Genomic DNA, 19,629 nt, shown 5'->3' on the forward strand with positions numbered 1-19,629 from the left:
TTCACCCCCGCTGACCTGACCCCGGGCATTCGTTCGCCCTCCAGTACGGCACAATTCCCTTTCTCTGCGGGGAAGTTCGCGGGAAGCCCCAGAGGCTTCGAGGGTGGGGAAGGCGGCGTACGCGGTGGCGGTGCAGGAGGCGGGGCAGGGCGTGCACGGGGGTGGCTGCACGTGCGGCGGCTGCCCGCACGGGGCGCGTGAAGGACACCGGCGTGCCGTGGCCGCGTTCCTCGCCCAGCGCGACGGGTTCGCGGCGGGGGAGGGACTGCCGGCGGCCGTCGCACACTCGGCGATGGCCTCCAGGCAGTGGGTGTCGGACGAGCTGACCCAGTCCGCGCGCACTGTCTCCGAGCGCGGCAGGGCCGAGGGCGAGGCCTGGCTGGGCCGCCTGTGGGCCCGCACGCTCGGCGTCGTCTGGAGCTCCTTCGGCGTACTCCTCCTCGTCCAGGCGCTCACCGCGATCGGCGCCGGCTGGTCGCACGCGCGCACAGCAGGCCTCCTCGCCGCCTTCGTCATGGGTGCCCTGCTGTCCGGCGCCGCATACGCGCACCGGGCACGCGGCGGAGTCCTCGCCCCGGTGATCGGCGAGGACAACCGGCTCTCCACCTCGCGCGTTGTGGCCGCCTCCTGGGTGCTCCTCGTCGTCTTCGCCGTACTCGTCCTCGCAGGCGAACTCGCCGCCGCCTCGGGACACACGGAACGCGACGAACTGATCGACGGCCTCCAACTCGCCCGTGCCGCGGGAACAGTGACCGTCCTCGCCGTGGTGTGCGCGGTCGCCGTCCTGGTGCGCAGGGTCGTCGGCCTGCGCGTGCTGGGCCAGCGCCTGCAGAAGGTCCGCGCGGACCGGCCCCGGGCCTCCGACCCACTCACGGACGACGCGGGCCGCGGCAGCTTCACCGACGCGCAGTACGTTCTGATCAGCGCCGTCGCCGTGATCTTCGCCGCCGTGCGCCTGGCCCGCCGCCCCGAGCAGCTGCCTGACCTGCCGTGGGGCCTCGCCCTGCTCGTGCTGGTCTCCGCCGCGACATACCTGGCGGGGAAGTACGCCGAGGGCGGCCGTCCCGTGATCCTCTCCGTCGTCCGCGCGCGGGAGGCCGGCGACCTCGACGCCCCCATCCGCACGGGCGACGACATCGAGATCCGCGGCGCGGGCTTCGTCCCGCCCGGCGCCGGGGACGCGGACCGGCTCGCCCGCACGGTCGTCCGCATCGGCGCCGTCCACGTCCACGTGCCACTCGTCCCCGTGCCGGGCGGCTTCACCAATCCGACCGACGCGGTCCTCACCGTCCCCGTCCCCGTCGACGTGGAACCCGGCCGCGTCGAGGTCCAAGTCGTCACGGCCGCGGGCGTCGAGACGAACCGCGTCACGATCGACGTAACGGACTGACCCACAACGTCCCCCCTCCCCACCCACGGCCTCCCAAGGCCTGCCCCGGGCCTGTTGCCCGGACCGCCGACGGAATCCCCCTGCACGCCACTGAGCAGCAGCCCCTCCTCGTACGTATCGTCAGATGACGGGACCACGCGAGAGGCGGCGGAGTGCCATGGCGCACGGCATGCGTACGAACAGCCACACCGGTCAGACCGGGCCCGCCGGTCACAAAGGCCGCACCAGGCGCGACGACTGGCGGGAGTTCGCCACGCGCTACGCCCTGCTCCCCCTGCGGATCTTCCTCGGCATCACCTTCATCTACGCGGGCCTGGACAAGCTCACCGACAGCACCTTCATGCAGGCGAGCGGTGCGGGCTCTATCGGCGCCCAGATGGAGGGCGTCCGCGACATTTCCGCGATCCCCGCTCTCGTCGACCTTTCCCTCAAGAGCCCCGTCGGCTTCGGCTACGCCATCGCCCTCGGAGAGCTGGCCGTCGGCATCGGCACCCTGATCGGACTGTTCGCCCGGGTCGCCGCAGTCGGTGGCGCGCTCATCTCGCTCAGCCTCTGGCTGACCGTCAGCTGGCACGAGGAGCCTTACTACTACGGCAACGATCTGGCCTACCTGATGGCCTGGCTGCCGCTGATCCTCGCCGGAGCCGCAGTCCTCTCCGTCGACGCCCTTCGCACCGCCCGCCGCCGAACGCCCCGGGGCCCGGACATGCCCGCTAGGACAGACCCTGGTCCCGCGGCTCCCTGACGCTGCCGCCACCACCACCGGAACGGGCCGCCCCTCTCGGACGTATCCCATGGATCGCCGCCGCCACACCCGCCAGGAACAGGCCGACCATCATGAGCGGCAGCGCGACGAACCACGGGGCATCCCAGGCACCGCCCGCGTCACCCGCGTACACGACCGCGACCGTCAGCAGGCAGAGCCCTGCGATCAGCTTGCCGGGGTGGAATTCATGACGTAGCACGGATCACCTTCGCTTGTCCGACGCCGACTTCGAGGCGCAGATCGATCGTGCCGCCGCCGTCGCCACCCGAGGGCGGCCGCAGCGTCACCGTCTTCTCCCGCCCCGGAGCGACGTCCAGGTCCTTGTCCCTGTCGCCCGGCAACGTGATGTCGCCGACGCCCACCTCCACGTCGAGCCGCACGGTGGCGTCCTTCGGCAGGATCACATCGATGCTGCCCGCGCCGATCTCGGCACCCGTCCGCAACGTCTCACCCTTGCCGACGTCGAGCTTGCTCAGATCGAGCGTGCCGCTGCCGAGCCCCACCTCGTACCGAGGCCGGACGTCCGCCACCGCGGTCGGTATCCAGTCCGTGTGCGTGTAGTGCGTCGTGATGTTCTTCGGCAGGGCCGCCGACGCGGCCAGGAGGCCGGCGGTCAGCACCGCCAGCACGATCGAGCCCGCCCCGGTGCGCCCGAGGAAGGCGCTCACCGCGATACCGAGACCGAACACCCCGAGCGCGCACGCGAGGCCCACCTGCAAAGAGGTGCCGAGCGGGTGATCTTCCCAGGTAAGCCCGGTCCCGAGGCCGCCCGCGAGCAGGGCGGTCAGGAACACCCAGCCGCCGATCCAGCGCGGCCCGCGGGGTGCGGGCGCAGGCCTGGGCTCTTTCGCCTCGCGATACACGCCCGCCCGGTGGCCCGCCACCCGGTACTCGACGGTGAGACCCTCGGGCTTGAGACCCTCCGGACCCCAGAAGTAGCCCGAGATACCGTCGTACGTCCCGTCCTTGATGATCGGGTCACGCCACCACGAAGGGCCCCCGGCGACGGGCGGTGCCTTTGCCTCCGGCGGTGCGTCCGCCGCGGCCTGCGCCGCCACCGGATCGGGATCGAGGGTGTCGCGCTGCTGCGACCAGTACCCGGCGCCCGCGAGGAGCAGGGCGAGCACGGCGGCGAACGTCAGCGCCCCGCCGTTGTTCAGCAGCGTCAGGAAGACGCCACAGCCGACGAGGGCGAACAGAACGGCGGTCAGCGCCTGGCCTTCGACCCGGCCGGAGAGGAGCCTGCGCGCCTCGTTCTCCTCCTCGTCCTCGTACGGCACGAAGAGCCACGCGAAGCCGTAGAACACCAGACCCAGCCCGCTCGTGAGCGCGAGCACGGCCAGGCCGATGCGGAAGATCACCGGGTCCATGTCGCAGTGCCGGCCGAGACCGGCGCACACGCCGCCGATCCTCTTCTGCCGACGGTCGCGGCGGAACTTGCGCTCCTCCGCGGGCAGGCCCGAGTCAGAAGCGTCCGCGGGACCGCCCGGGACGCCGTGCGCGGCGCGCGAGGCGCCGCGCACGGCGGCCTCGGTCTCCGTCTCGGCGGGCTGCTGATCTGTCATGTGTCCATGGTGACCGCCACGGGGCCGCCACGGCAGTCGGGACGACCCTGGACGAACCCTGATATCGGCCCTGAGAGGCTGCGGGCCGCACCCCTGACAGGGGCGAGGCAGGGGAACGGATCAGGGAAGTCTCGGGGGTCGACCCTGATGCTCCCACCCGCGCCCGCGTGTGAATATCGAGAACATGCCGGAAGCCGCTGCACCGCCCATCGACGACGTCCGACCGCTGCGCAAGCTCTATCGCAGCGGTGACGGGCGCTGGCTCGGCGGTGTCGCACGCGGTCTGGCCGGACACCTCGGACTACCTGTGATCTGGGTCCGCCTGATCTTCGTCGGCCTGTTCACGGCGGACGGCCTCGGCGGTCTGCTCTACGCGGCGTTCTGGTTCTTCGTCCCGCTCGGCGTGGGCGGAGTGGACGCCCAACGGCCGCCCGCGGCCGTCACGGCCGAGACAGCGCCGGACGGGCGCCGAAGACTCGTCGCCCGCAAACCCGACAAGGGGCAACTCGTCGCGCTCCTCGCGATGCTCGTCGTCGCCATGGTCTTCGTCAGCAACGTGGACCTGGACGGCTCGACGAAGGCGTACGTCGTACCGACGCTGCTCGTCGCCGCCGGCGTCGCCCTCGTCTGGCGGCAGGCGGACAACGCCCGCAGGGCCCGCTGGATGGCCGTCGGCCGTCGCAGGCGCACCCTGACGATCGCCCGCTCCGCGGCCGGAGTGCTGCTGGTCGGCGCGGGGGTGTCCGGCATCTTCGTGCTGCAGGGCTCCGCCGCGCACCTGGGCGCCGTGCTGCAGGCCTCGCTCGCCGTGCTCGTCGGCGTCGCGCTGCTCGCCGGTCCCTACCTCGTCCGCATGATGCAGGACCTCTCCGAGGAACGGCTCATGCGCATCCGCGCCCAGGAGAGAGCCGAGGTCGCTGCCCATGTGCACGACTCCGTGCTGCACACCCTGACTTTGATCCAGCGCAACGCGGAGAGCGCGAGCGAGGTGCGCCGTCTCGCCCGCGCCCAGGAGCGCGACCTGCGCGCCTGGCTCTACAAACCCGAGGGCACCGGCAAGGACGATGACGAGGAACCCGACACCCTCGCCGAGGCGGTGCGCCGCAGCGCCGCCGAGGTCGAGGACAAGCACGGTGTTCCCATCGAGGTCGTCGTCGTGGGCGACTGCCCGCTCGACGAGCGGCTGACCGCGCAGATGCAGGCCGCGAGGGAAGCGATGGTGAACGCCGCCAAGTACGGTGGCGAGGGCGGCGCGGTGCAGGTCTTCGCCGAAGTCGAGGGGGAGACGGTGTTCGTGTCCGTACGGGACCGGGGTCCCGGCTTCGATCTGGACTCCGTGCCGGACGACCGCATGGGCGTACGAGAATCGATCATCGGCCGTATGCAGCGCAACGGCGGCACGGCGCGGCTGCGCGCGGTGCCGGGCGGCGGCACGGAAGTCGAGCTGGAGATGGAGAGGACGGCGACGACATGAGCGACGCGACCGGGGCGAGCGGGCCCACGGAGCCGACCGGGACGGACGAGGGCGGCGGTGCGGACGGGCGTCGTGTGAGAGTCGTCCTCGTCGACGACCACCGGATGTTCCGCACCGGAGTGCAGGCGGAGATCGGCCGCACCGACGTCACCGGTGTCGAAGTCGTCGGCGAGGCGGCCGACGTCGACCAGGCGGTCACGGTCATCACGACCACGCGCCCCGAGGTCGTCCTCCTGGACGTGCACCTGCCGGGCGGCGGAGGCGTCGAAGTCCTGCGCCGGTGCGCGCCGTTGATGGCCGACGCGGAGAACCCGGTGCGGTTCCTCGCGCTGTCGGTGTCCGATGCCGCGGAGGACGTCATCGGAGTCATCCGCGGCGGCGCCCGTGGCTACGTCACCAAGACCATCACCGGCACCGACCTGGTGGACTCCGTCTTCCGTGTGCAGGACGGTGACGCGGTGTTCTCGCCGCGCCTCGCCGGATTCGTCCTGGACGCCTTCGCCTCGACCGACGCGCCTCCGGTCGACGAGGACCTGGACCGCCTCACGCAGCGCGAGCGCGAGGTCCTGCGGCTCATCGCGCGCGGATACGCGTACAAGGAGATCGCCAAGCAGCTCTTCATCTCCGTGAAGACGGTGGAGTCGCATGTGTCGGCAGTGCTGAGGAAGCTGCAGCTTTCCAACCGCCACGAGCTGACGCGGTGGGCGACGGCGCGACGGCTGGTCTGAGCGGGCGCTAGCGGCGGGCGGCGGTGGTGACCGGTAGCGAGGGGCCGAGGTTGCGCAGCGCCCAGCGGTAGTGGCCGACCGCCTTCGCGGCGCCGAAGAGGCCGGTCAGCCAGACGAGCAGGCCCGCGCCCATGCCGAGGATGACGTCGGCGTAGGTCTCTTCGCCCGGTTCGGCGTACGCGGCCGAGGAGAAGGACGTCCAGAGCCCGAGCGTGCACACGGCGAGGGACGACAGGAGCCAGAGGAGGCTGAGGCCGGGGGAGCGCAGCCGGGTCTCGGACGGGGGATGGCTGTCCAAGGCGAGCCAGGCGTGGGTGAGTTGGCGTATGCGCCGATCACGGCGGATGCCGAGGACGACGCCGATGACCGCGGGGGCCAGCAGCGCGAGACCCAGGACCATGAGGACCGGGCCCAGGAGGAAGGCGCTGGGGTCCTTGTCGTCGATGTACCGGATCGGCTGGATCAGCAGCGCCCAGCCGGTGACGCCGCCGAGTCCGCACAGCCACAGCAGCAGGAGCCGGCTCACTCCGAGGTGGCGTCTCTGCAGCTCCTGGAGGGCCATGGCGCGGTCGGTGAGCAGCGTCTGCCGGTCCGGCCAGGTGCGCAGGTACACGGGTGGCGGGGGCGGAGGCAGCGTACGGCTAGGCATGCGCGTGACAATACTGGCGGGGCCCGCAGGTCAGGACACGCGTGTGGCTCCGGCGAACGGCATCTGGTCGATGGGGGCGAGCCGGACGGGGGCGCTCGGGTTCGGGGCGTGGATCATCTGACCGTTGCCGACGTAGAGGCCGACGTGGCTGATGCCTGAGTAGAAGAAGACCAGGTCGCCGGGGCGCAGTTCGGAGCGGGGGACGCGTTGGCCGGCGGCGATCTGGGAGTAGGTGGTACGGGGTAGCGCGACGCCCGCGGAACGGTAGGCGGCCTGGGTGAGCCCCGAGCAGTCGAAGGCGTCGGGGCCGGTGGCGCCCCAGACGTAGGGGCTGCCGAGAGCCTTGTACGCGTAGGAGACGGCGGCTGCGGCGCGGGCGTCGGGCGCCTTCGCGGCTCCCAGGGCAGCCTCGCGGGCGGTGGAGCGGGTGGCGCGATCGTCCGAGGGGCCGGCGAGCTCGGCGCGCTGTTCGGCGGTGAGGCGGGACAGGAGGCGCTTCGCCTCACCGAGCTTTCCGGTGATCGTCTTCTTGTGCTTGCGCAGCTCCGCCTGGCGCGTGCGGAGAGCTTCGAGCCGGTCGTCGGCCCGGTCGCGCAGTCGGTCGAGCTCCCGCACCTGGTCCCGTACCTCGCCGACGGCCACGGCCTGGCGGCTGCCGGCGCGATCGGCACGTGACGCGCGGTCCAGGAACTGGTCGGGGTCGGAGGAGAGCGCGAGCTGTAGGGAGGGGTCGATGCCGCCCGCGCGGTACTGGGCGGCGGCGTACGAACCCAGGCTGTTGCGGGCGGTGTTGAGTTTCTCCGTCTTGCGGGCGGCTTCGTCGCGCAGGTTACCGAGTGTCTTTTCGGCCTTTTCCGCCTTCTCCTTGGCGCCGTTGTACTTCTCGGTGGCGGTCTCCGCCTCGCGGTAGAGCGAGTCGACCTTGGACTTCACCTCGGCGGGGCCGAGCCGGGGATCTGCGTGTCCCGTGCCGTCGAAGGCGGTGGCCGAGGCGGCGCCGGCGAGGGCGAGGGTGGCGGCGGTGCGGACCGTGCTGCCGCTGAGCGAGCGCTGTCGGGGCTTGCGGTGCGCTGGCACGAAGAAGGGCTCCTCACGTGTCCGGCGGCGGCCCGCACAGGGGGAGCAGGCCGCCGCCGGGTTTCTCGGCGGTGGTGACCGACGGCCGTCCCGGGTCGGACGGCGGTGGGGAGCCGGTCACCTGGTGGAGGACGCTAAACCTGGCCGTCACGGGTTGGTGATGGATTGTGCGCAATAGACGGAAGTGGGCGGAACGGTGTCCGGGCGTGACCGTGTGCGTCGTGGGGTGGTGGCCGTTTCGCTCGCGGGTCTGACCGATGGCTCGTTTCCTGCGTATCCGAAGACGGGGCGGTGCTACAGGGGCGCCTGCCGGGTGCGGCGGAGGGCCCGGCTAGGCTCCGGCCTCATGGACGTACTCATCCATCTCTTCGTCGGCCTGCACATCATCGGCATCGCCTCGCTCCTGGGCGGTTTCCTGACCCAGATGAAGCAGATGGGCCAGGGCACCGCGCGTTTCAGCCCCGCGATGCTGCACGGCGCGCTGACCATGCTCGTCACCGGTGTGGCCCTGGTGGGCCTCAACCAGGCGGACGACCACACGGTCAACAACGTCAAGATCGGCGTCAAGCTGGCCGTGCTGATCGTGATCCTCGCGCTGGTCTACGTGAAGCGCGACGAGGAGAAGGTCGACAAGGGCATGTTCGGGGCGGTCGGCCTGCTGACCACGGCGAACATCTTCATCGCTGTGCTCTGGACCTGAGCGGGCCGGGGGCGGACCTGAGGGGCCGAGCCGGTCCTGAGTCGGCCCTGAGCCGGTCCTGGGGCGGCCCCGATCCGACCCTGAGTTTTCGGCCTCTACGCGCGCGTGGCCCGTATCCCTCCCGGATACGGGCCACGCGCGCGTGGAACGGGCGCCGCCGCGTCAGGCGGGGCGGACCACGCTGTGGATCGGCATGTAGTAGATCGACTCGACGCGGACGTTCGCGCCCGGCTTCGGGGCGTGGATCATCTTGCCGTCGCCGATGTAGATCCCCACGTGGCTGATGTCGTCGTAGAAGAACACCAGGTCACCCGGTTCAGCGTCGGCGGTCTTCACCGTCGTGCCGACCTTCACCTGGTCCCACGTGGTGCGCGGCAGCGAGATCCCCGCCGCCTTCCACGCGTCCTGCGTGAGGCCGGAGCAGTCGTAGGAGTCGGGGCCGGTGGCGCCCCAGACGTACGGCTTGCCGATCTGGGCCTCCGCGAAGGCGATGACCTTCGCGGCCTTGGTGGCGTAGCCGCCGTCCGAGCTTCCGGAGCCCGAACCGGAATCGGAACCGGAACCTGAGCCGGTGCCGGAGTCCGAACCGGTGCCCTGGCCTCCCTCCCGCTCCTTCTCCCGCTGGGCCGCCTCCTCCGCCTTGCGCTTGCGCTCCGCCTCGGCGGCCTGCTCGCGCGCCAGCTTCTCCGCCTTGCGCTTGGCCTCCTGCTTCTTCTTCCGCTCGATCTCCGCGAGCCGCGCCTTCTCCTCGGCGGTCAGCTTCGAGAGGAGCTCGCGCGCGTCCCCCAGCTTCTTCTGGACGGTCTTCTTGCTCGTCCTGAGCTCGTCCCGGGAGTCGGTCAGCGTCTCCAGGCTCTTCGCGGCCTTCGTGCGCTGCTTCGTCGCCGACGCCTGCTCCGCCTGGTAGGCGTCGACCGCCTTCTTCTGGCGCGTGGTGAGCCGGTCCGCCAGGTGGTTCTGGTCGAAGTAACCCTGCGGGTCGTTCGCGAGCATCATCGTGGCCGTCTCGGAGACGGCGCCGGTGCGGTACTGCGCGGCGGCGAACGAGCCCAGCTCCTGGCGTGCGTCGTTCAGCTTGTCCGTGCGCCGCGCCACGTCGTCGAGGAGCCGGTCGACCTTCTTGCGCTGCTTCTCGGTGCGCTCCTTGGCCGAGTTGTACTTCTGGGTGGCGACCCCCGCCTGCTGGTAGAGCTCGTCGACCTTCTTCTGCACCTCTTCGAGGCTGGGCCTGGTGGGCGCCGAGGGCGCGGCCTGTGCGCTCTGCGACAGGAGGGCGACGGAGGTGAGGGCTGCCGTCGTGATGCCGATGGCGGGGGCCGTACGAATGCCGGCTGCCCGGTCCCGCGGCTTGCGGTGCGACGCCAAGGAGGCGACTCCTTCCGTAGACCGCCTACCGGGTTAGCTGTCGGGTTCGGGCGGATGGTTCGGAAGGCTGCCCTACGGTCCCGTACGAAGTACGGGACCGATTCACCCCAAGTTCTCGGTGGGTCCCCGGCTCCGAACACGTCGGACTCGGCGGAGGCCGCCCGTTCCCGGCGGGGTTCGCCGGTGGGGGGACGAGTGGCCCGCCGGGCACGCTAGCCAACTCGTGTGGTGCCTGTGAAGGTTGATGTTCGATATGCCCGATACATTTTCGTTATCTCTCGCGGGCGTGTGCGGCGCGCGGGCGGTCTTGTCGGAGTGTGATCGTCCGCGGGCAGGGCGTGACCCGGCCCGGCGTGTCCTGTGGCGTGGACCGGCGCGTCGTGTGACGTGGACCGGTCTGTCCGGAACCCGCAGCGGGTTGTCAGTGGGGCCGCCTAGACTCGGGAGGCGATGAGCAGCCTCTTTGATGACAGCTTCCTGGCGGACCTGCAGCCCTCCCGGGCCGCGGACGAAGCGCCCCCGCCGCCGCCCGAGGACAGCGCTCCGGAGCCCATTCCGGACGACCTGTTCGACGGGAAGTTCGACGCGCCCATGACCCGGGACACGCACTACCGCGACGGCGCCGCCCGCCCGGTCATCGACCCGGCGACGCTCCTCGACGGGCTGAACGAGAACCAGCGCGCGGCCGTCGTGCACGCGGGCTCCCCGCTGCTCATCGTCGCCGGTGCCGGATCCGGCAAGACCCGCGTGCTGACCCACCGCATCGCGTACCTGCTGGCCGAGCGCGGCGTGCACCCCGGCCAGATCCTCGCGATCACCTTCACGAACAAGGCCGCGGGCGAGATGAAGGAGCGCGTCGAGCAGCTCGTGGGTCCCCGGGCGAACGCCATGTGGGTGTCGACCTTCCACAGCGCCTGTGTCCGCATCCTCCGCCGTGAGTACAAGAAGCTGGGCTTCACGTCCTCCTTCTCGATCTACGACGCCGCCGACTCCAAGCGCCTCATGGCCCTGGTCTGCCGTGATCTGGACCTCGACCCGAAGAAGTTCCCGCCGAAGTCGTTCAGCGCCAAGATCTCGAACCTGAAGAACGAGCTGATCGACGAAGAGGACTTCGCAGGTCAGGCCGCTGATGGCTTCGAGAAGACCCTCGCCCAGGCCTATGCCATGTACCAGTCGCGCCTCCGCGAGGCGAACGCGCTGGACTTTGACGACCTGATCATGACGACGGTCCACCTGCTGCGTGCCTTCCCGGACGTCGCCGAGCACTACAGGCGCCGTTTCCGGCACGTGATGGTCGATGAGTACCAGGACACGAACCACGCGCAGTACGCGCTGGTGCGCGAGCTGGTCGGGCCCTCCGGCGGCGAGGGTGACGACCCCGCGGAGCTGTGCGTGGTGGGCGACGCCGACCAGTCCATCTACGCCTTCCGCGGCGCCACGATCCGCAACATCCTCCAGTTCGAAGAGGACTACACGGACGCGACGACGATCCTCCTGGAGCAGAACTACCGCTCCACCCAGACGATCCTGACCGCCGCCAACGCGGTCATCGAGCGGAACGAGAGCCGCCGCCCCAAGAACCTGTGGACCAACCAGGGCGAGGGCGCACGCATCACCGGATACGTCGCCGACACCGAGCACGACGAGGCGCAGTTCGTCGCCGACGAGATCGACCGCCTCACCGACGCGGGCGACGCGAAGGCCGGCGACGTGGCGATCTTCTACCGGACGAACGCCCAGTCCCGTGTTTTCGAAGAGATCTTCATCCGCGTCGGCCTGCCCTACAAGGTGGTCGGCGGCGTCCGCTTCTACGAGCGCAAGGAGGTCCGCGATGTGCTGGCCTACCTGCGCGTTCTCGCCAACCCCGAGGACGCGGTCCCGCTGCGCCGCATCCTCAACGTACCGAAGCGCGGCATCGGCGACCGTGCCGAAGCCATGATCGACGCGCTGGCGCAGCGCGAGAAGATCTCCTTCCCGCAGGCGCTCCGCCGCGTCGACGAGGCGTACGGAATGGCGGCCCGCTCCACCAACGCCGTCAAGCGTTTCAACACGCTCATGGAGGAGCTGCGGACCGTCGTCGAGTCGGGCGCGGGCCCGGCAGTCGTCCTGGAGGCCGTGCTCGAACGGACCGGCTACCTGGCCGAGCTGCAGGCCTCGACCGACCCGCAGGACGAGACCCGCATCGAGAACCTCCAGGAGCTCGCCGCCGTGGCCCTGGAGTTCGAGCAGGACAACAATCAGGCCGCGGACACCACGCAGGGCGGGGCGGACGCAGGCGAGGGCGAGGGAGGCGACGCCGGTGAAGGCGCCGCTCCGGCCGGCACGCTCTCGGACTTCCTGGAGCGCGTCGCCCTGGTCGCAGACTCCGACCAGATCCCCGACGAGGAGGACGACGGCTCCGGAGTCATCACGCTGATGACCCTGCACACCGCCAAGGGCCTGGAGTTCCCCGTCGTGTTCCTGACCGGCATGGAGGACGGCGTCTTTCCGCACATGCGCTCCCTCGGGCAGGTCAAGGAGCTGGAGGAGGAGCGTCGTCTCGCGTACGTGGGCATCACCCGCGCGCGTGAACGGCTCTATTTGACGCGGTCGTCCATGCGCAGCGCCTGGGGCACGCCGTCGTACAACCCGCCGTCGCGCTTCCTCGAGGAGATCCCGGACACGCACCTGGACTGGAAGCGGACCGGTTCGGTCGGCGCGCCGGCCGCGTCCGGGCCCGCCGCGGGCATCGCTTCGTCGCTGTCCTCGTCGCGGTCGCGGACCGGCGGCGCACAGGGCTTCGCGACGCGCCGCGCGTCGGAGAAGCCGGTCGTGTCGCTCGCCGTCGGTGACCGTGTCACGCACGACCAGTTCGGCCTCGGGACCGTGGTCGGCGTGAAGGGGACGGGTGCGAACGCCGAGGCGACGGTGGACTTCGGCGAGCCCAAGCCGAAGCGCCTCCTGCTGCGGTACGCACCGGTGGAGAAGCTGTAAGAGCCTGTCTGTGAACCCCCGCCGTCCGCGCTGAGCGAGGACGCAGCGGCGGTCGGTGCGTGCGATCGGTGTGCGGCGTCCCAGGTCATGTGGCGGAGCCACCTGTCCTGGGACGCCGTGCGGCATGGGGGTCCCCCTGCTCGACGCAGCCGAGAGCTTGGGGGAGCGCGTGCCGTGCGTCGGGGCGCGGGCGGGGGTTCACAGACAGGCTCTGAGACGCAGGCCGGCGGCCGGAGTTACGTTACGTCGGGTCGAGGCCGTGGCTGCGGAGCCACGGCAGCGGGTCGATCGCCGAGCCGCCTGCGGGCCGCACCTCGAAGTGCAGGTGCGGGCCCGTGGAGTTGCCGGAGTTCCCGGAGAAGGCGATGGTCTCGCCCGCCTTCACGGGACCGCTGGAGATCTTGTGCGTGGAGAGGTGGCAGTACCACGTCTCCGTACCGTCCTTCGCGGTGACGATCGCCATGTTGCCGTAGGCGCTGTTCCACTTGGTCGTCACGGTGCCGTCGGTCGCGGCGAGGACCTCGGTGCCGTACGACACCGGGAAGTCGATTCCGGAGTGCGCCGACATCCAGTTGACGCCCGCCTGGCCGAACTGCGCGCTGAGGCCGTGCTGTTTCACCGGCAGGGCGAACTTGGGGCGCAGCCGCTCCTTGCGCGCGGCTTCCGCGGCCGCCTTCTTCTCGGCGGCTGCCTTCTCGGCCTTGAGGTCGATGCGCTCCTGCGTGCGGCTGGCGCGGTCCGCGAAGTCGCCCGCGTCCGCGGAGAGGTTCGCCAGCTGCGTGTCCAGCTTGCTGTTGGCGGCGGAGGGCTGCACGGACGTGGCGTCGGGAGCCGATGCCGTCGTCGTCGAGTCCTGCGTGTCGTCCCCGCCGAAGTTCCCGACGGACGCGGCCGCCACTCCGGCGACCCCCATCACGCAGGCCGAGGGAACCGCGATGGTGAAGAGCGCGGAACGCTTGGCAGGGGTACGGCGACGGGTCCTGGAGCGGCCGCCCGCCGCGGGTCCGGCGTTCCTTCCGCGGGAGGAACGGGGCGCGGGGCTGGGGGAGTCGGCCGACTCGGTGTCCGCGGGTTCGTACGCCGCGTCGCCCTCGGTGTCGTACGTGTGGGACGCGTCGTGCGGGACGGGCGAGCCGAGCAAGTCGGTGGCGTCGTGCGCCTGGTGTGACTCGGGGGTGTCGTCGGCGGCGTTCCACGCCGTCGCGTCGTACGCACCCGTGTCGAAGGTCTGCGTGTCCCACTGGCCGGTCTGGGGGCCGTTCTGCGGGTCCTCGTGCCAGGCGGTCGTGTCCCACTGGCCCGTGGAGTCCGGGCCCTGCTGGGCGGGGATGCCTGCGACCTGCTGATGACCGCCGGTCGACCACATCGAGGCGGTGTCGTAGCTGCCGTCGTAGGTGGCCGCGTAGTACTGCTCGGCGTACGCGTCGTAAGTGGCCGTCTGCTGCGGGCTCGTCGTGGTCGCCCACTGGCCCGTGTCGTGCCCGTTGTCCGGCATGTCGCCGAAGAGGGGGTCGACCGCGAACGTTCCGGTGTCGAAACTGCCGGTGGCGAGGCTGCCGGTGTCGAAACTTCCGGTGGAATAGGTGTCGTGGCCGTAGCCGTTGTGCTGGGCACTCTGTTCGTCGTACGTCGCGTAGTGCGCGTAGTCGGCGCCGGGTGCCGAGGACGGGGGCATTGAGCTCCCCGACGGGTGACGGTCGTTCACCAACTTCTCTTTCGCCTCGGCAGCAGGGGCAGAGCAGTGCGGCGACTGTACCCGGCGGTATACGGGCGCGACAATCTTCCCCAGGTTTCGTGCTCGCAGGAAACGGGCATTCGGCCGCCTTTCGGCGGTCTGAGAACACGACCTTGGCTTTGCGTTCGAGATCCGTTCGATAGTTGGCGGCGGTCAGGCGACCGTCAGTCCGCCCGGTGCGCTCTGGGCATCGGCCCCCGGGTTCGCCAGGTCGAGTGCCTGGCGTATTCCGTTCGCGACTGCGGGGTGCACCGGCAGCGCGAGGTGGCCGATGCCGGTGACGCGGACGTTCTGCGCGGTCAGGTCGGGGTGGTCCACGCAGGCCGTCTCCAGGGGGTCCATGATCTGGTCGAGATCGCTCCAGAAACTCACGAACTGAGTGCGGCAGTCCGGCGCCGGTTCCTTGAGCTCCTCGATGACATCGGAGCCCGGACGCATCTGCCGGACGATGGGGTGCGCGTTCGCGAGCGGCACCACGCGGGTGCCCGCGTGCGGCGTGCCGAGCGTGACCAGGGTGCGGATGCGGGCGTCGCCGCCCTGTCGCTGCGCGTAGTAGCGGGCGATCAGCCCGCCGAGACTGTGACCGACGACGTCGACCCGGGCGTGTCCCGTGCGCTCGCAGAGTTCCTCGATGTGGCGGCCGAGCAGTTCGGCGGCGCCCCTGACGTCGCAGGTCAGCGGGGAGTAGTTGAGGGACTCGACGCGGCGCCCGCCCTGCTGGGACAGGGCGCGGCGGAGCAGCACGAACACGGAGCGGTTGTCGATGAAGCCGTGAAGCAGCAGAACCGGAGGCCTGTCGTCCGACGGGAGGCGGGGCGCGCCCGGGGGCGGCAGGACGGGTGTCACCCGACGTTCCTGGGCGATGCCGGAGGGATAGAGGAGGAGGTGACCGGCGAGGATCGCCACCTCCAGGGCTGTCGCCTTCAGAAGGGCCACGGACAGACCGGCCATCTTCGACGGGAGCGCGGGGAGCGGGAGCAGGGCCGTCAGCGCGGGGAGGTGCGGGAGCGAGGGGGGTGGGCCGAGGCCGACGATTCTCGGCAGCAGTGAGCCGAGTGGGCGAAAGGGGCGGGCCCCGGTGAACAACATCGTCGACCTCCCGATTGGCGCACGGAAGGACGCCTCTGTCCCCCGTGTGCCCTAGGGGGAGTCGTGGCCGAGGAGACGGCAGGTGCGATGGCTGTCCGGGCCACCCTTCCGAGGCGGCCCCGTGCCCCCGTTGCATCGCCGATGTGCGGTGTCACCACGCCGTGCGGCTGCCGGCGCGGTGGACCGGCGTCTCGTTGCGGCTCCCCTCGCGCCGGATCCGGATGCGGAGCGTGAGCCCCTCGATTGCGGACGGCGCGCAGCGAACGTGTCCCACGTGTGATTTCCCCCTCGCTCTCCACCGCGAAACTGCCGCTTGCGCGATGCTGGGGATAACGTTCGTTCACTTCCCCGGCCGGTGCGGTGCGGGGTATCTGTGCCGGGACAGACAGTTGTCGGTACGGATATCGGTACATGGAGGCAGTGATGGGTGTGGCAGCCGGGCCGATCCGCGTGGTCGTCGCGAAGCCGGGGCTCGACGGGCACGACCGCGGGGCCAAGGTGATCGCGCGGGCGTTGCGTGACGCCGGTATGGAGGTCATCTACACCGGGCTGCACCAGACGCCCGAGCAGGTGGTGGACACCGCGATCCAGGAGGACGCCGACGCGATCGGTCTCTCCATCCTGTCCGGGGCGCACAACACGCTGTTCGCGCGCGTGCTGGAGCTGCTGAAGGAGCGGGACGCGGAGGACATCAAGGTGTTCGGCGGCGGCATCATCCCCGAGGCGGACATCGCGCCGCTCAAGGAGAAGGGTGTCGCGGAGATCTTCACGCCCGGCGCCACCACCACGTCGATCGTGGAGTGGGTCCGGGGGAACGTGCGGCAGGCCGCGGTCTGACCCTTCCGGCGGAAGGGCCGTGAGGTGTGAACGCGGGTCGCGGGGGCGTGTGCGTCGCCACCCGCGACCCGCAGGTACGTGTACGTACCTGCGGGTGCCCGCGTCCTCGTGTCACGGCGGCTCGTGGCTGTGTCACTGCGGCTTGTGTCACGGTGGCTCGTGTCACGGGGGCGGGAGTTCGTCGCGGATCGCCGCGCGCAGGCGCAGCGTGGTCACGAGGCGCTGGAACGCCTCCGACCAGTAGCCGCCCGCGCCGGGTGACGCGTTCTCCGGCTCGTCGGGTATCGCGGTGAGCGCCTCCAGGCGTACCGCTTCCGACGGGTCGAGGCAGCGCTCCGCCAGGCCCATCACGCCGCTGAAGCTCCAGGGGTAACTTCCGGCGTCGCGCGCGATGTTCAGGGAGTCCACCACCGCGCGGCCCAATGGCTCCGCCCAGGGGACCGCGCAGACACCGAGGAGCTGGAACGCCTCCGACAGGCCGTGCGCGGCGATGAAGCCGGCCACCCAGTCGGCCCGTTCGGCTGCGGGAAGCGAGGCGAGGAGCTTGGCCCGTTCGGCGAGCGACACGGCGCCGGGGCCCGCGGCGTCGGGCGAGGCGGGGGTGCCGAGCAGCGCACGGGACCAGGCGACGTCCCGTTGACGCACCGCCGCGCGGCACCATGCGGCGTGCAGCTCGCTCCGCCAGTCGTCTGCCACGGGGAGTGCCACGATCTCCGCCGGTGTGCGGTTGCCGAGCCGGGGCTGCCAGGTGGTGAGCGGGGCCGCCTCCACGAGCTGGCCCAGCCACCATGAGCGCTCGCCGCGGCCGGCGGGAGGCTTCGGAGTGACGCCGTCCCGCTCCATGCCGGCGTCGCACTCGTGCGGAGCCTCCACCGTGAGGGTCGGGGTGTCGGAGGTGTGGTCGACGGCTACGCAGGAGGCAGCGCGGGTCGACATCCTGCCGGCCAGGGCCGAGTCGGGGAGCGCGGACAGCAGTTCCGCGGCGGTGGCGCGGACGTTGCGGCTGCGGTCCGTGAGGGCCTGCTCGAGGAACGGCTCGTCCACGGAGGACAGGCCGGTGCGCAGGGAGTCGAGGAACATCAGGCGGTCCTCCGCCCGCTCCGTCGACCACGTGGACACGAGCAGGTCCAGGGCCGTCCCGGCGTGGTGCGCGCGCAACGCGGTGAGGAGGGCGACGCGCTCGGCGAAGAGGCCTTCCTCCCAGAGGCGTTGCACCTCCGGGGCGTCGTCGGCGGACGGCAGGGTCACGCCGCCTCCCGGGGTGGCCCTGAGTGCGAACTTCCAGTCCGGGTTGAGACGGGCCAGCCAGAGAGCTCTCGGGCCCGCGAAGGTGAGGGCCTGGGGACGCAGGTCCGTGCGGCCGCGTGCCGCGTTCAGGAGCGCCGGCAGCAGCTCCGGCGGTGCGCCGTACCCCCGCGCGTTGGCCAGTGCGAGCCACTGGGGCAGGAGTTCCATCAGGTCGGGCGCCGCACCCCTGCGGCCGCCGCCGCCCGTGCCGGGCTGATCGGTGAGCAGCGTCGCGAGCCTGCGCCGGGCCGCTGGGGGCAGCGGTGGCCTCGGGTCGCCCGCCGCGGGCTCGGGCAGTGCGGCGGCCGGTGCTGCGCGCAGCCCCGCCCGGCGGCGCACCGTCTGCAGGGCCGCCGCGTCCAGGAGGGCGATCGGGGCTTCCTTGCCGGGTGTGTGCACGGAGGCCGGCAGCGCGCGGCGATCGGTGCCGAGCAGGGCTGTCGTGACCAGGTCGTCCCACGAGGGTTCGGTCGCCGCGCTGGTGACGTGGGCTCCGCCTGCCGTGGGCGGGGCGGGTTCCTGGGGGGTGTGCTCGGGCGCGTTCTCGGGGGCGTTCTTCAGCACAGCGACACCGTCTCTCCTGAGTCCTGCGGCCAGGCCGCCAGTGGGGTGAAGCCTCGGTGGCCGCACTCGCCGAACACCGTCAGCGGTGTGCCTCCGGAGAGGGCGATCAGACGCCACAGGCCCGGCCGGGACGCGGCGGACGGTGCGAGGGGGAGGGCGGAGCCGGTCACCGGATCGGCCAGTTGCCAGGAGTCCGGCGTGCTCGGTGTGCTTTGCGTGGCGTGTGTGCCCTGTGCGCCTTGCCTGCCTTGTGCGTCCCGCGCGTTCCGTGAACGGGCCGGAATCACCTCGGCGAGCGTCACCGGCCAGGACTCCAGCCACGGGTCGTCCCGGAGCGCCGCGCCGTAACGGGCGACGGCCTCTTCGGGACGTACGCCCGCCGGCCGCCGCGCGGTCGGCACCGGTGCCGCGAACTGTTCGCCCAGCTCCACGCGCAGCTGCCCCGCCCCCGCATACCCGGTCACCTCGGCGTCGAGCGCGAGGCCGACGGGCAGGGCGAGCGCGGGTGCCCGGCCCGCCGCCCCGTACGAGAGGAGGAGCGCGGTGCGGCCGGACTCCGTGCCGTACAGCCATATGCGGCGTGTGGTGAGTCTGCTGTCCGCCGTGTCGTACTGGGCGAGGACCACCCAGTGGTCGCGCACCGGCGGGCCCTCCGCCTGGGCGGGCAGGCCGACGCGGGACCGGACCGTGGCCGCGAGGCCGTCCGGCAGCCGGTCGCGGTGGAGCCAGCCCTGGTCGAGGAGGTGAAGCAGCGCGCACTCCTCCAGGAGGCGAACGGGCCAGCCGGGTCCGGAGGACGGTACGGCCCCCAACTCGCGCACGCGGGCGGCCAGACCCGGCGCCTGGGCGTCGACCATGCGGGCCGCCGTCTCCTCCCACAGGCCGTACCCCATCTGCTCCGCCGACGCCGTGCCGCCGCGGAGCAGGTCGGACAGGCGCTGCTCCAGCTCCGTCGCCCCGGCGGTGATGCGTTCGGCGCGCTTCTCCGCTCTTCTGCGCGCGGCCTCCGGGTCGGCCGGAGCGGAGGGCGTGGCGGACGGACTCTGTTTGCCGTCCGCTCTTTTGCGGCGCGCGGCCAGCCACTCCTCGGCCCAGGCCGGCGGCTCGCCGCCGTCCGGCACGGTGCCGTCCGATCCCGCCCACACCAGCAGCAGCCCCAGCGCGTGTTTGCACGGGAACTTACGGCTCGGACAACTGCACTTGTACGCCGGGCCCGCGACGTCCGCGATGTCGACAATCGTCTGATACGGCTTGCTGCCACTGCCCTTGTACAGTCCCCACACCGCCCCCTCGCCAGTACTGCCCGCTTCCGACCACGGCCCTGCGACGCCGAGTTTGCTGCCCGCCTTGCGTGACGGGGCATCAGGAGCCAGTGCCAGCACCTGATCCGCCGTCCAGCGCACCCCCTGCTGAGTCATGTCTCGAAGGTA

Annotated in this window: 17 protein-coding genes and 1 riboswitch; of the genes, 7 read left to right on the forward strand and 10 right to left on the reverse strand. The window is 71.4% G+C overall.

The window, feature by feature from the left end:
- The first annotated feature begins 124 nt into the window (after window positions 1–124).
- Together DEJ47_RS23040 and DEJ47_RS23045 are read left to right on the forward strand one after the other, a co-directional pair.
- Window positions 125–1,390 (forward strand): hypothetical protein, encoded by a 1,266-nt coding sequence (locus DEJ47_RS23040; protein ID WP_150175804.1) that lies wholly within the window; start codon window positions 125–127, stop codon window positions 1,388–1,390.
- A gap of 157 nt (window positions 1,391–1,547) precedes the next feature.
- Window positions 1,548–2,135, forward strand: a complete 588-nt coding sequence (locus tag DEJ47_RS23045; RefSeq protein ID WP_150171197.1) for a DoxX family protein — start codon at window positions 1,548–1,550, stop codon at window positions 2,133–2,135.
- Here DEJ47_RS23045 and DEJ47_RS23050 read toward each other — a convergent pair.
- Both DEJ47_RS23050 and DEJ47_RS23055 read right to left on the reverse strand, forming a co-directional pair.
- On the reverse strand, window positions 2,104–2,355 hold the full coding sequence (locus tag DEJ47_RS23050) for a hypothetical protein (RefSeq protein ID WP_150171199.1): 252 nt from the start codon (window positions 2,353–2,355) through the stop codon (window positions 2,104–2,106). The genes DEJ47_RS23045 and DEJ47_RS23050 overlap by 32 nt on opposite strands.
- Window positions 2,342–3,721 (reverse strand): PspC domain-containing protein, encoded by a 1,380-nt coding sequence (locus DEJ47_RS23055; RefSeq protein ID WP_150171201.1) that lies wholly within the window; start codon window positions 3,719–3,721, stop codon window positions 2,342–2,344. Before DEJ47_RS23055 ends, DEJ47_RS23050 begins: the two co-directional genes overlap by 14 nt.
- A gap of 184 nt (window positions 3,722–3,905) precedes the next feature.
- Here DEJ47_RS23055 and DEJ47_RS23060 point away from each other — a divergent pair, with 184 nt between their 5' ends.
- Together DEJ47_RS23060 and DEJ47_RS23065 are read left to right on the forward strand one after the other, a co-directional pair.
- Window positions 3,906–5,195, forward strand: a complete 1,290-nt coding sequence (locus tag DEJ47_RS23060; RefSeq protein WP_150171203.1) for an ATP-binding protein — start codon at window positions 3,906–3,908, stop codon at window positions 5,193–5,195.
- Window positions 5,192–5,923 carry a LuxR C-terminal-related transcriptional regulator gene (locus DEJ47_RS23065; RefSeq protein ID WP_150171205.1) on the forward strand — a complete coding sequence of 244 codons (732 nt, stop codon included), beginning with the start codon at window positions 5,192–5,194 and terminating at the stop codon, window positions 5,921–5,923. The genes DEJ47_RS23060 and DEJ47_RS23065 overlap by 4 nt, the downstream gene beginning before the upstream one ends.
- Before the next feature lie 7 nt (window positions 5,924–5,930).
- Here DEJ47_RS23065 and DEJ47_RS23070 read toward each other — a convergent pair whose 3' ends face one another.
- From DEJ47_RS23070 to DEJ47_RS36510, 3 genes are read right to left on the reverse strand one after another with little or no spacing between them, the layout of a single operon-like run.
- Window positions 5,931–6,572: a hypothetical protein gene (locus DEJ47_RS23070; RefSeq protein WP_150171207.1), complete on the reverse strand. Its 642-nt coding sequence runs from the start codon at window positions 6,570–6,572 to the stop codon at window positions 5,931–5,933.
- Window positions 6,573–6,602: 30 nt separating this feature from the next.
- Window positions 6,603–7,649, reverse strand: coding sequence for an NlpC/P60 family protein (locus tag DEJ47_RS23075; protein WP_150171209.1), 1,047 nt, complete (start codon window positions 7,647–7,649; stop codon window positions 6,603–6,605).
- A 13-nt stretch (window positions 7,650–7,662) separates the two neighbouring features.
- The gene (locus DEJ47_RS36510) at window positions 7,663–7,800 is read right to left on the reverse strand and encodes a hypothetical protein (RefSeq protein WP_161235163.1); all 138 of its coding nucleotides are present in this window, start codon (window positions 7,798–7,800) and stop codon (window positions 7,663–7,665) included.
- Between the two features lie 195 nt (window positions 7,801–7,995).
- Between DEJ47_RS36510 and DEJ47_RS23080 the strand changes: the two genes are divergently transcribed.
- Entirely contained in the window at window positions 7,996–8,349 is a 354-nt protein-coding gene (locus DEJ47_RS23080) for a hypothetical protein (RefSeq protein ID WP_150171211.1), read from the forward strand.
- A gap of 162 nt (window positions 8,350–8,511) precedes the next feature.
- Here the strand turns inward: DEJ47_RS23080 and DEJ47_RS23085 are convergent, their stop codons facing one another.
- Window positions 8,512–9,714, reverse strand: coding sequence for a C40 family peptidase (locus tag DEJ47_RS23085; protein ID WP_150171213.1), 1,203 nt, complete (start codon window positions 9,712–9,714; stop codon window positions 8,512–8,514).
- A gap of 6 nt (window positions 9,715–9,720) precedes the next feature.
- Window positions 9,721–9,877: riboswitch (cyclic di-AMP (ydaO/yuaA leader) on the reverse strand.
- Between the two features lie 287 nt (window positions 9,878–10,164).
- On the opposite strand from DEJ47_RS23085, the gene pcrA reads away from it, so the two are divergent.
- Window positions 10,165–12,687, forward strand: coding sequence for a DNA helicase PcrA (pcrA, locus tag DEJ47_RS23090; RefSeq protein WP_150171215.1), 2,523 nt, complete (start codon window positions 10,165–10,167; stop codon window positions 12,685–12,687).
- A gap of 241 nt (window positions 12,688–12,928) precedes the next feature.
- On the opposite strand, the gene DEJ47_RS23095 is transcribed toward pcrA, so the two are convergent.
- Together DEJ47_RS23095 and DEJ47_RS23100 are read right to left on the reverse strand one after the other, a co-directional pair.
- Window positions 12,929–14,362, reverse strand: a complete 1,434-nt coding sequence (locus DEJ47_RS23095; RefSeq protein WP_317850835.1) for a M23 family metallopeptidase — start codon at window positions 14,360–14,362, stop codon at window positions 12,929–12,931.
- A 213-nt stretch (window positions 14,363–14,575) separates the two neighbouring features.
- A complete protein-coding gene (locus tag DEJ47_RS23100) occupies window positions 14,576–15,373 on the reverse strand; it encodes a lipase family alpha/beta hydrolase (protein ID WP_223828730.1) in 798 nt (265 codons plus the stop codon).
- Window positions 15,374–15,934: 561 nt separating this feature from the next.
- Between DEJ47_RS23100 and DEJ47_RS23105 the strand changes: the two genes are divergently transcribed.
- Window positions 15,935–16,348, forward strand: coding sequence for a cobalamin B12-binding domain-containing protein (locus DEJ47_RS23105; RefSeq protein WP_055569378.1), 414 nt, complete (start codon window positions 15,935–15,937; stop codon window positions 16,346–16,348).
- Window positions 16,349–16,510: 162 nt separating this feature from the next.
- Here DEJ47_RS23105 and DEJ47_RS23110 read toward each other — a convergent pair whose 3' ends face one another.
- Window positions 16,511–18,085: a DUF5691 domain-containing protein gene (locus DEJ47_RS23110; RefSeq protein ID WP_150175805.1), complete on the reverse strand. Its 1,575-nt coding sequence runs from the start codon at window positions 18,083–18,085 to the stop codon at window positions 16,511–16,513.
- A gap of 107 nt (window positions 18,086–18,192) precedes the next feature.
- The gene (locus DEJ47_RS23115) at window positions 18,193–19,617 is read right to left on the reverse strand and encodes an SWIM zinc finger domain-containing protein (protein ID WP_150171221.1); all 1,425 of its coding nucleotides are present in this window, start codon (window positions 19,615–19,617) and stop codon (window positions 18,193–18,195) included.
- Window positions 19,618–19,629 lie beyond the last annotated feature (12 nt).

Source organism: Streptomyces venezuelae, assembly GCF_008642355.1.
Classification (GTDB): Bacteria; Actinomycetota; Actinomycetes; order Streptomycetales; family Streptomycetaceae; genus Streptomyces; species Streptomyces venezuelae_B.

What these genes read in the sequence shown, in the direction of transcription:
- DEJ47_RS23045 (WP_150171197.1), top strand. Translation starts at nt 1,548, where the DNA reads ATGGCGCACGGCATGCGTACGAACAGCCACACCGGTCAGACCGGGCCC.
- DEJ47_RS23055 (WP_150171201.1), bottom strand. Translation starts at nt 3,721, where the DNA reads ATGACAGATCAGCAGCCCGCCGAGACGGAGACCGAGGCCGCCGTGCGC.
- DEJ47_RS23060 (WP_150171203.1), top strand. Translation starts at nt 3,906, where the DNA reads ATGCCGGAAGCCGCTGCACCGCCCATCGACGACGTCCGACCGCTGCGC.
- DEJ47_RS23065 (WP_150171205.1), top strand. Translation starts at nt 5,192, where the DNA reads ATGAGCGACGCGACCGGGGCGAGCGGGCCCACGGAGCCGACCGGGACG.
- DEJ47_RS23070 (WP_150171207.1), bottom strand. Translation starts at nt 6,572, where the DNA reads ATGCCTAGCCGTACGCTGCCTCCGCCCCCGCCACCCGTGTACCTGCGC.
- DEJ47_RS23080 (WP_150171211.1), top strand. Translation starts at nt 7,996, where the DNA reads ATGGACGTACTCATCCATCTCTTCGTCGGCCTGCACATCATCGGCATC.
- pcrA (WP_150171215.1), top strand. Translation starts at nt 10,165, where the DNA reads ATGAGCAGCCTCTTTGATGACAGCTTCCTGGCGGACCTGCAGCCCTCC.
- DEJ47_RS23095 (WP_317850835.1), bottom strand. Translation starts at nt 14,362, where the DNA reads ATGCCCCCGTCCTCGGCACCCGGCGCCGACTACGCGCACTACGCGACG.
- DEJ47_RS23100 (WP_223828730.1), bottom strand. Translation starts at nt 15,373, where the DNA reads ATGGCCGGTCTGTCCGTGGCCCTTCTGAAGGCGACAGCCCTGGAGGTG.
- DEJ47_RS23105 (WP_055569378.1), top strand. Translation starts at nt 15,935, where the DNA reads ATGGGTGTGGCAGCCGGGCCGATCCGCGTGGTCGTCGCGAAGCCGGGG.
- DEJ47_RS23115 (WP_150171221.1), bottom strand. Translation starts at nt 19,617, where the DNA reads ATGACTCAGCAGGGGGTGCGCTGGACGGCGGATCAGGTGCTGGCACTG.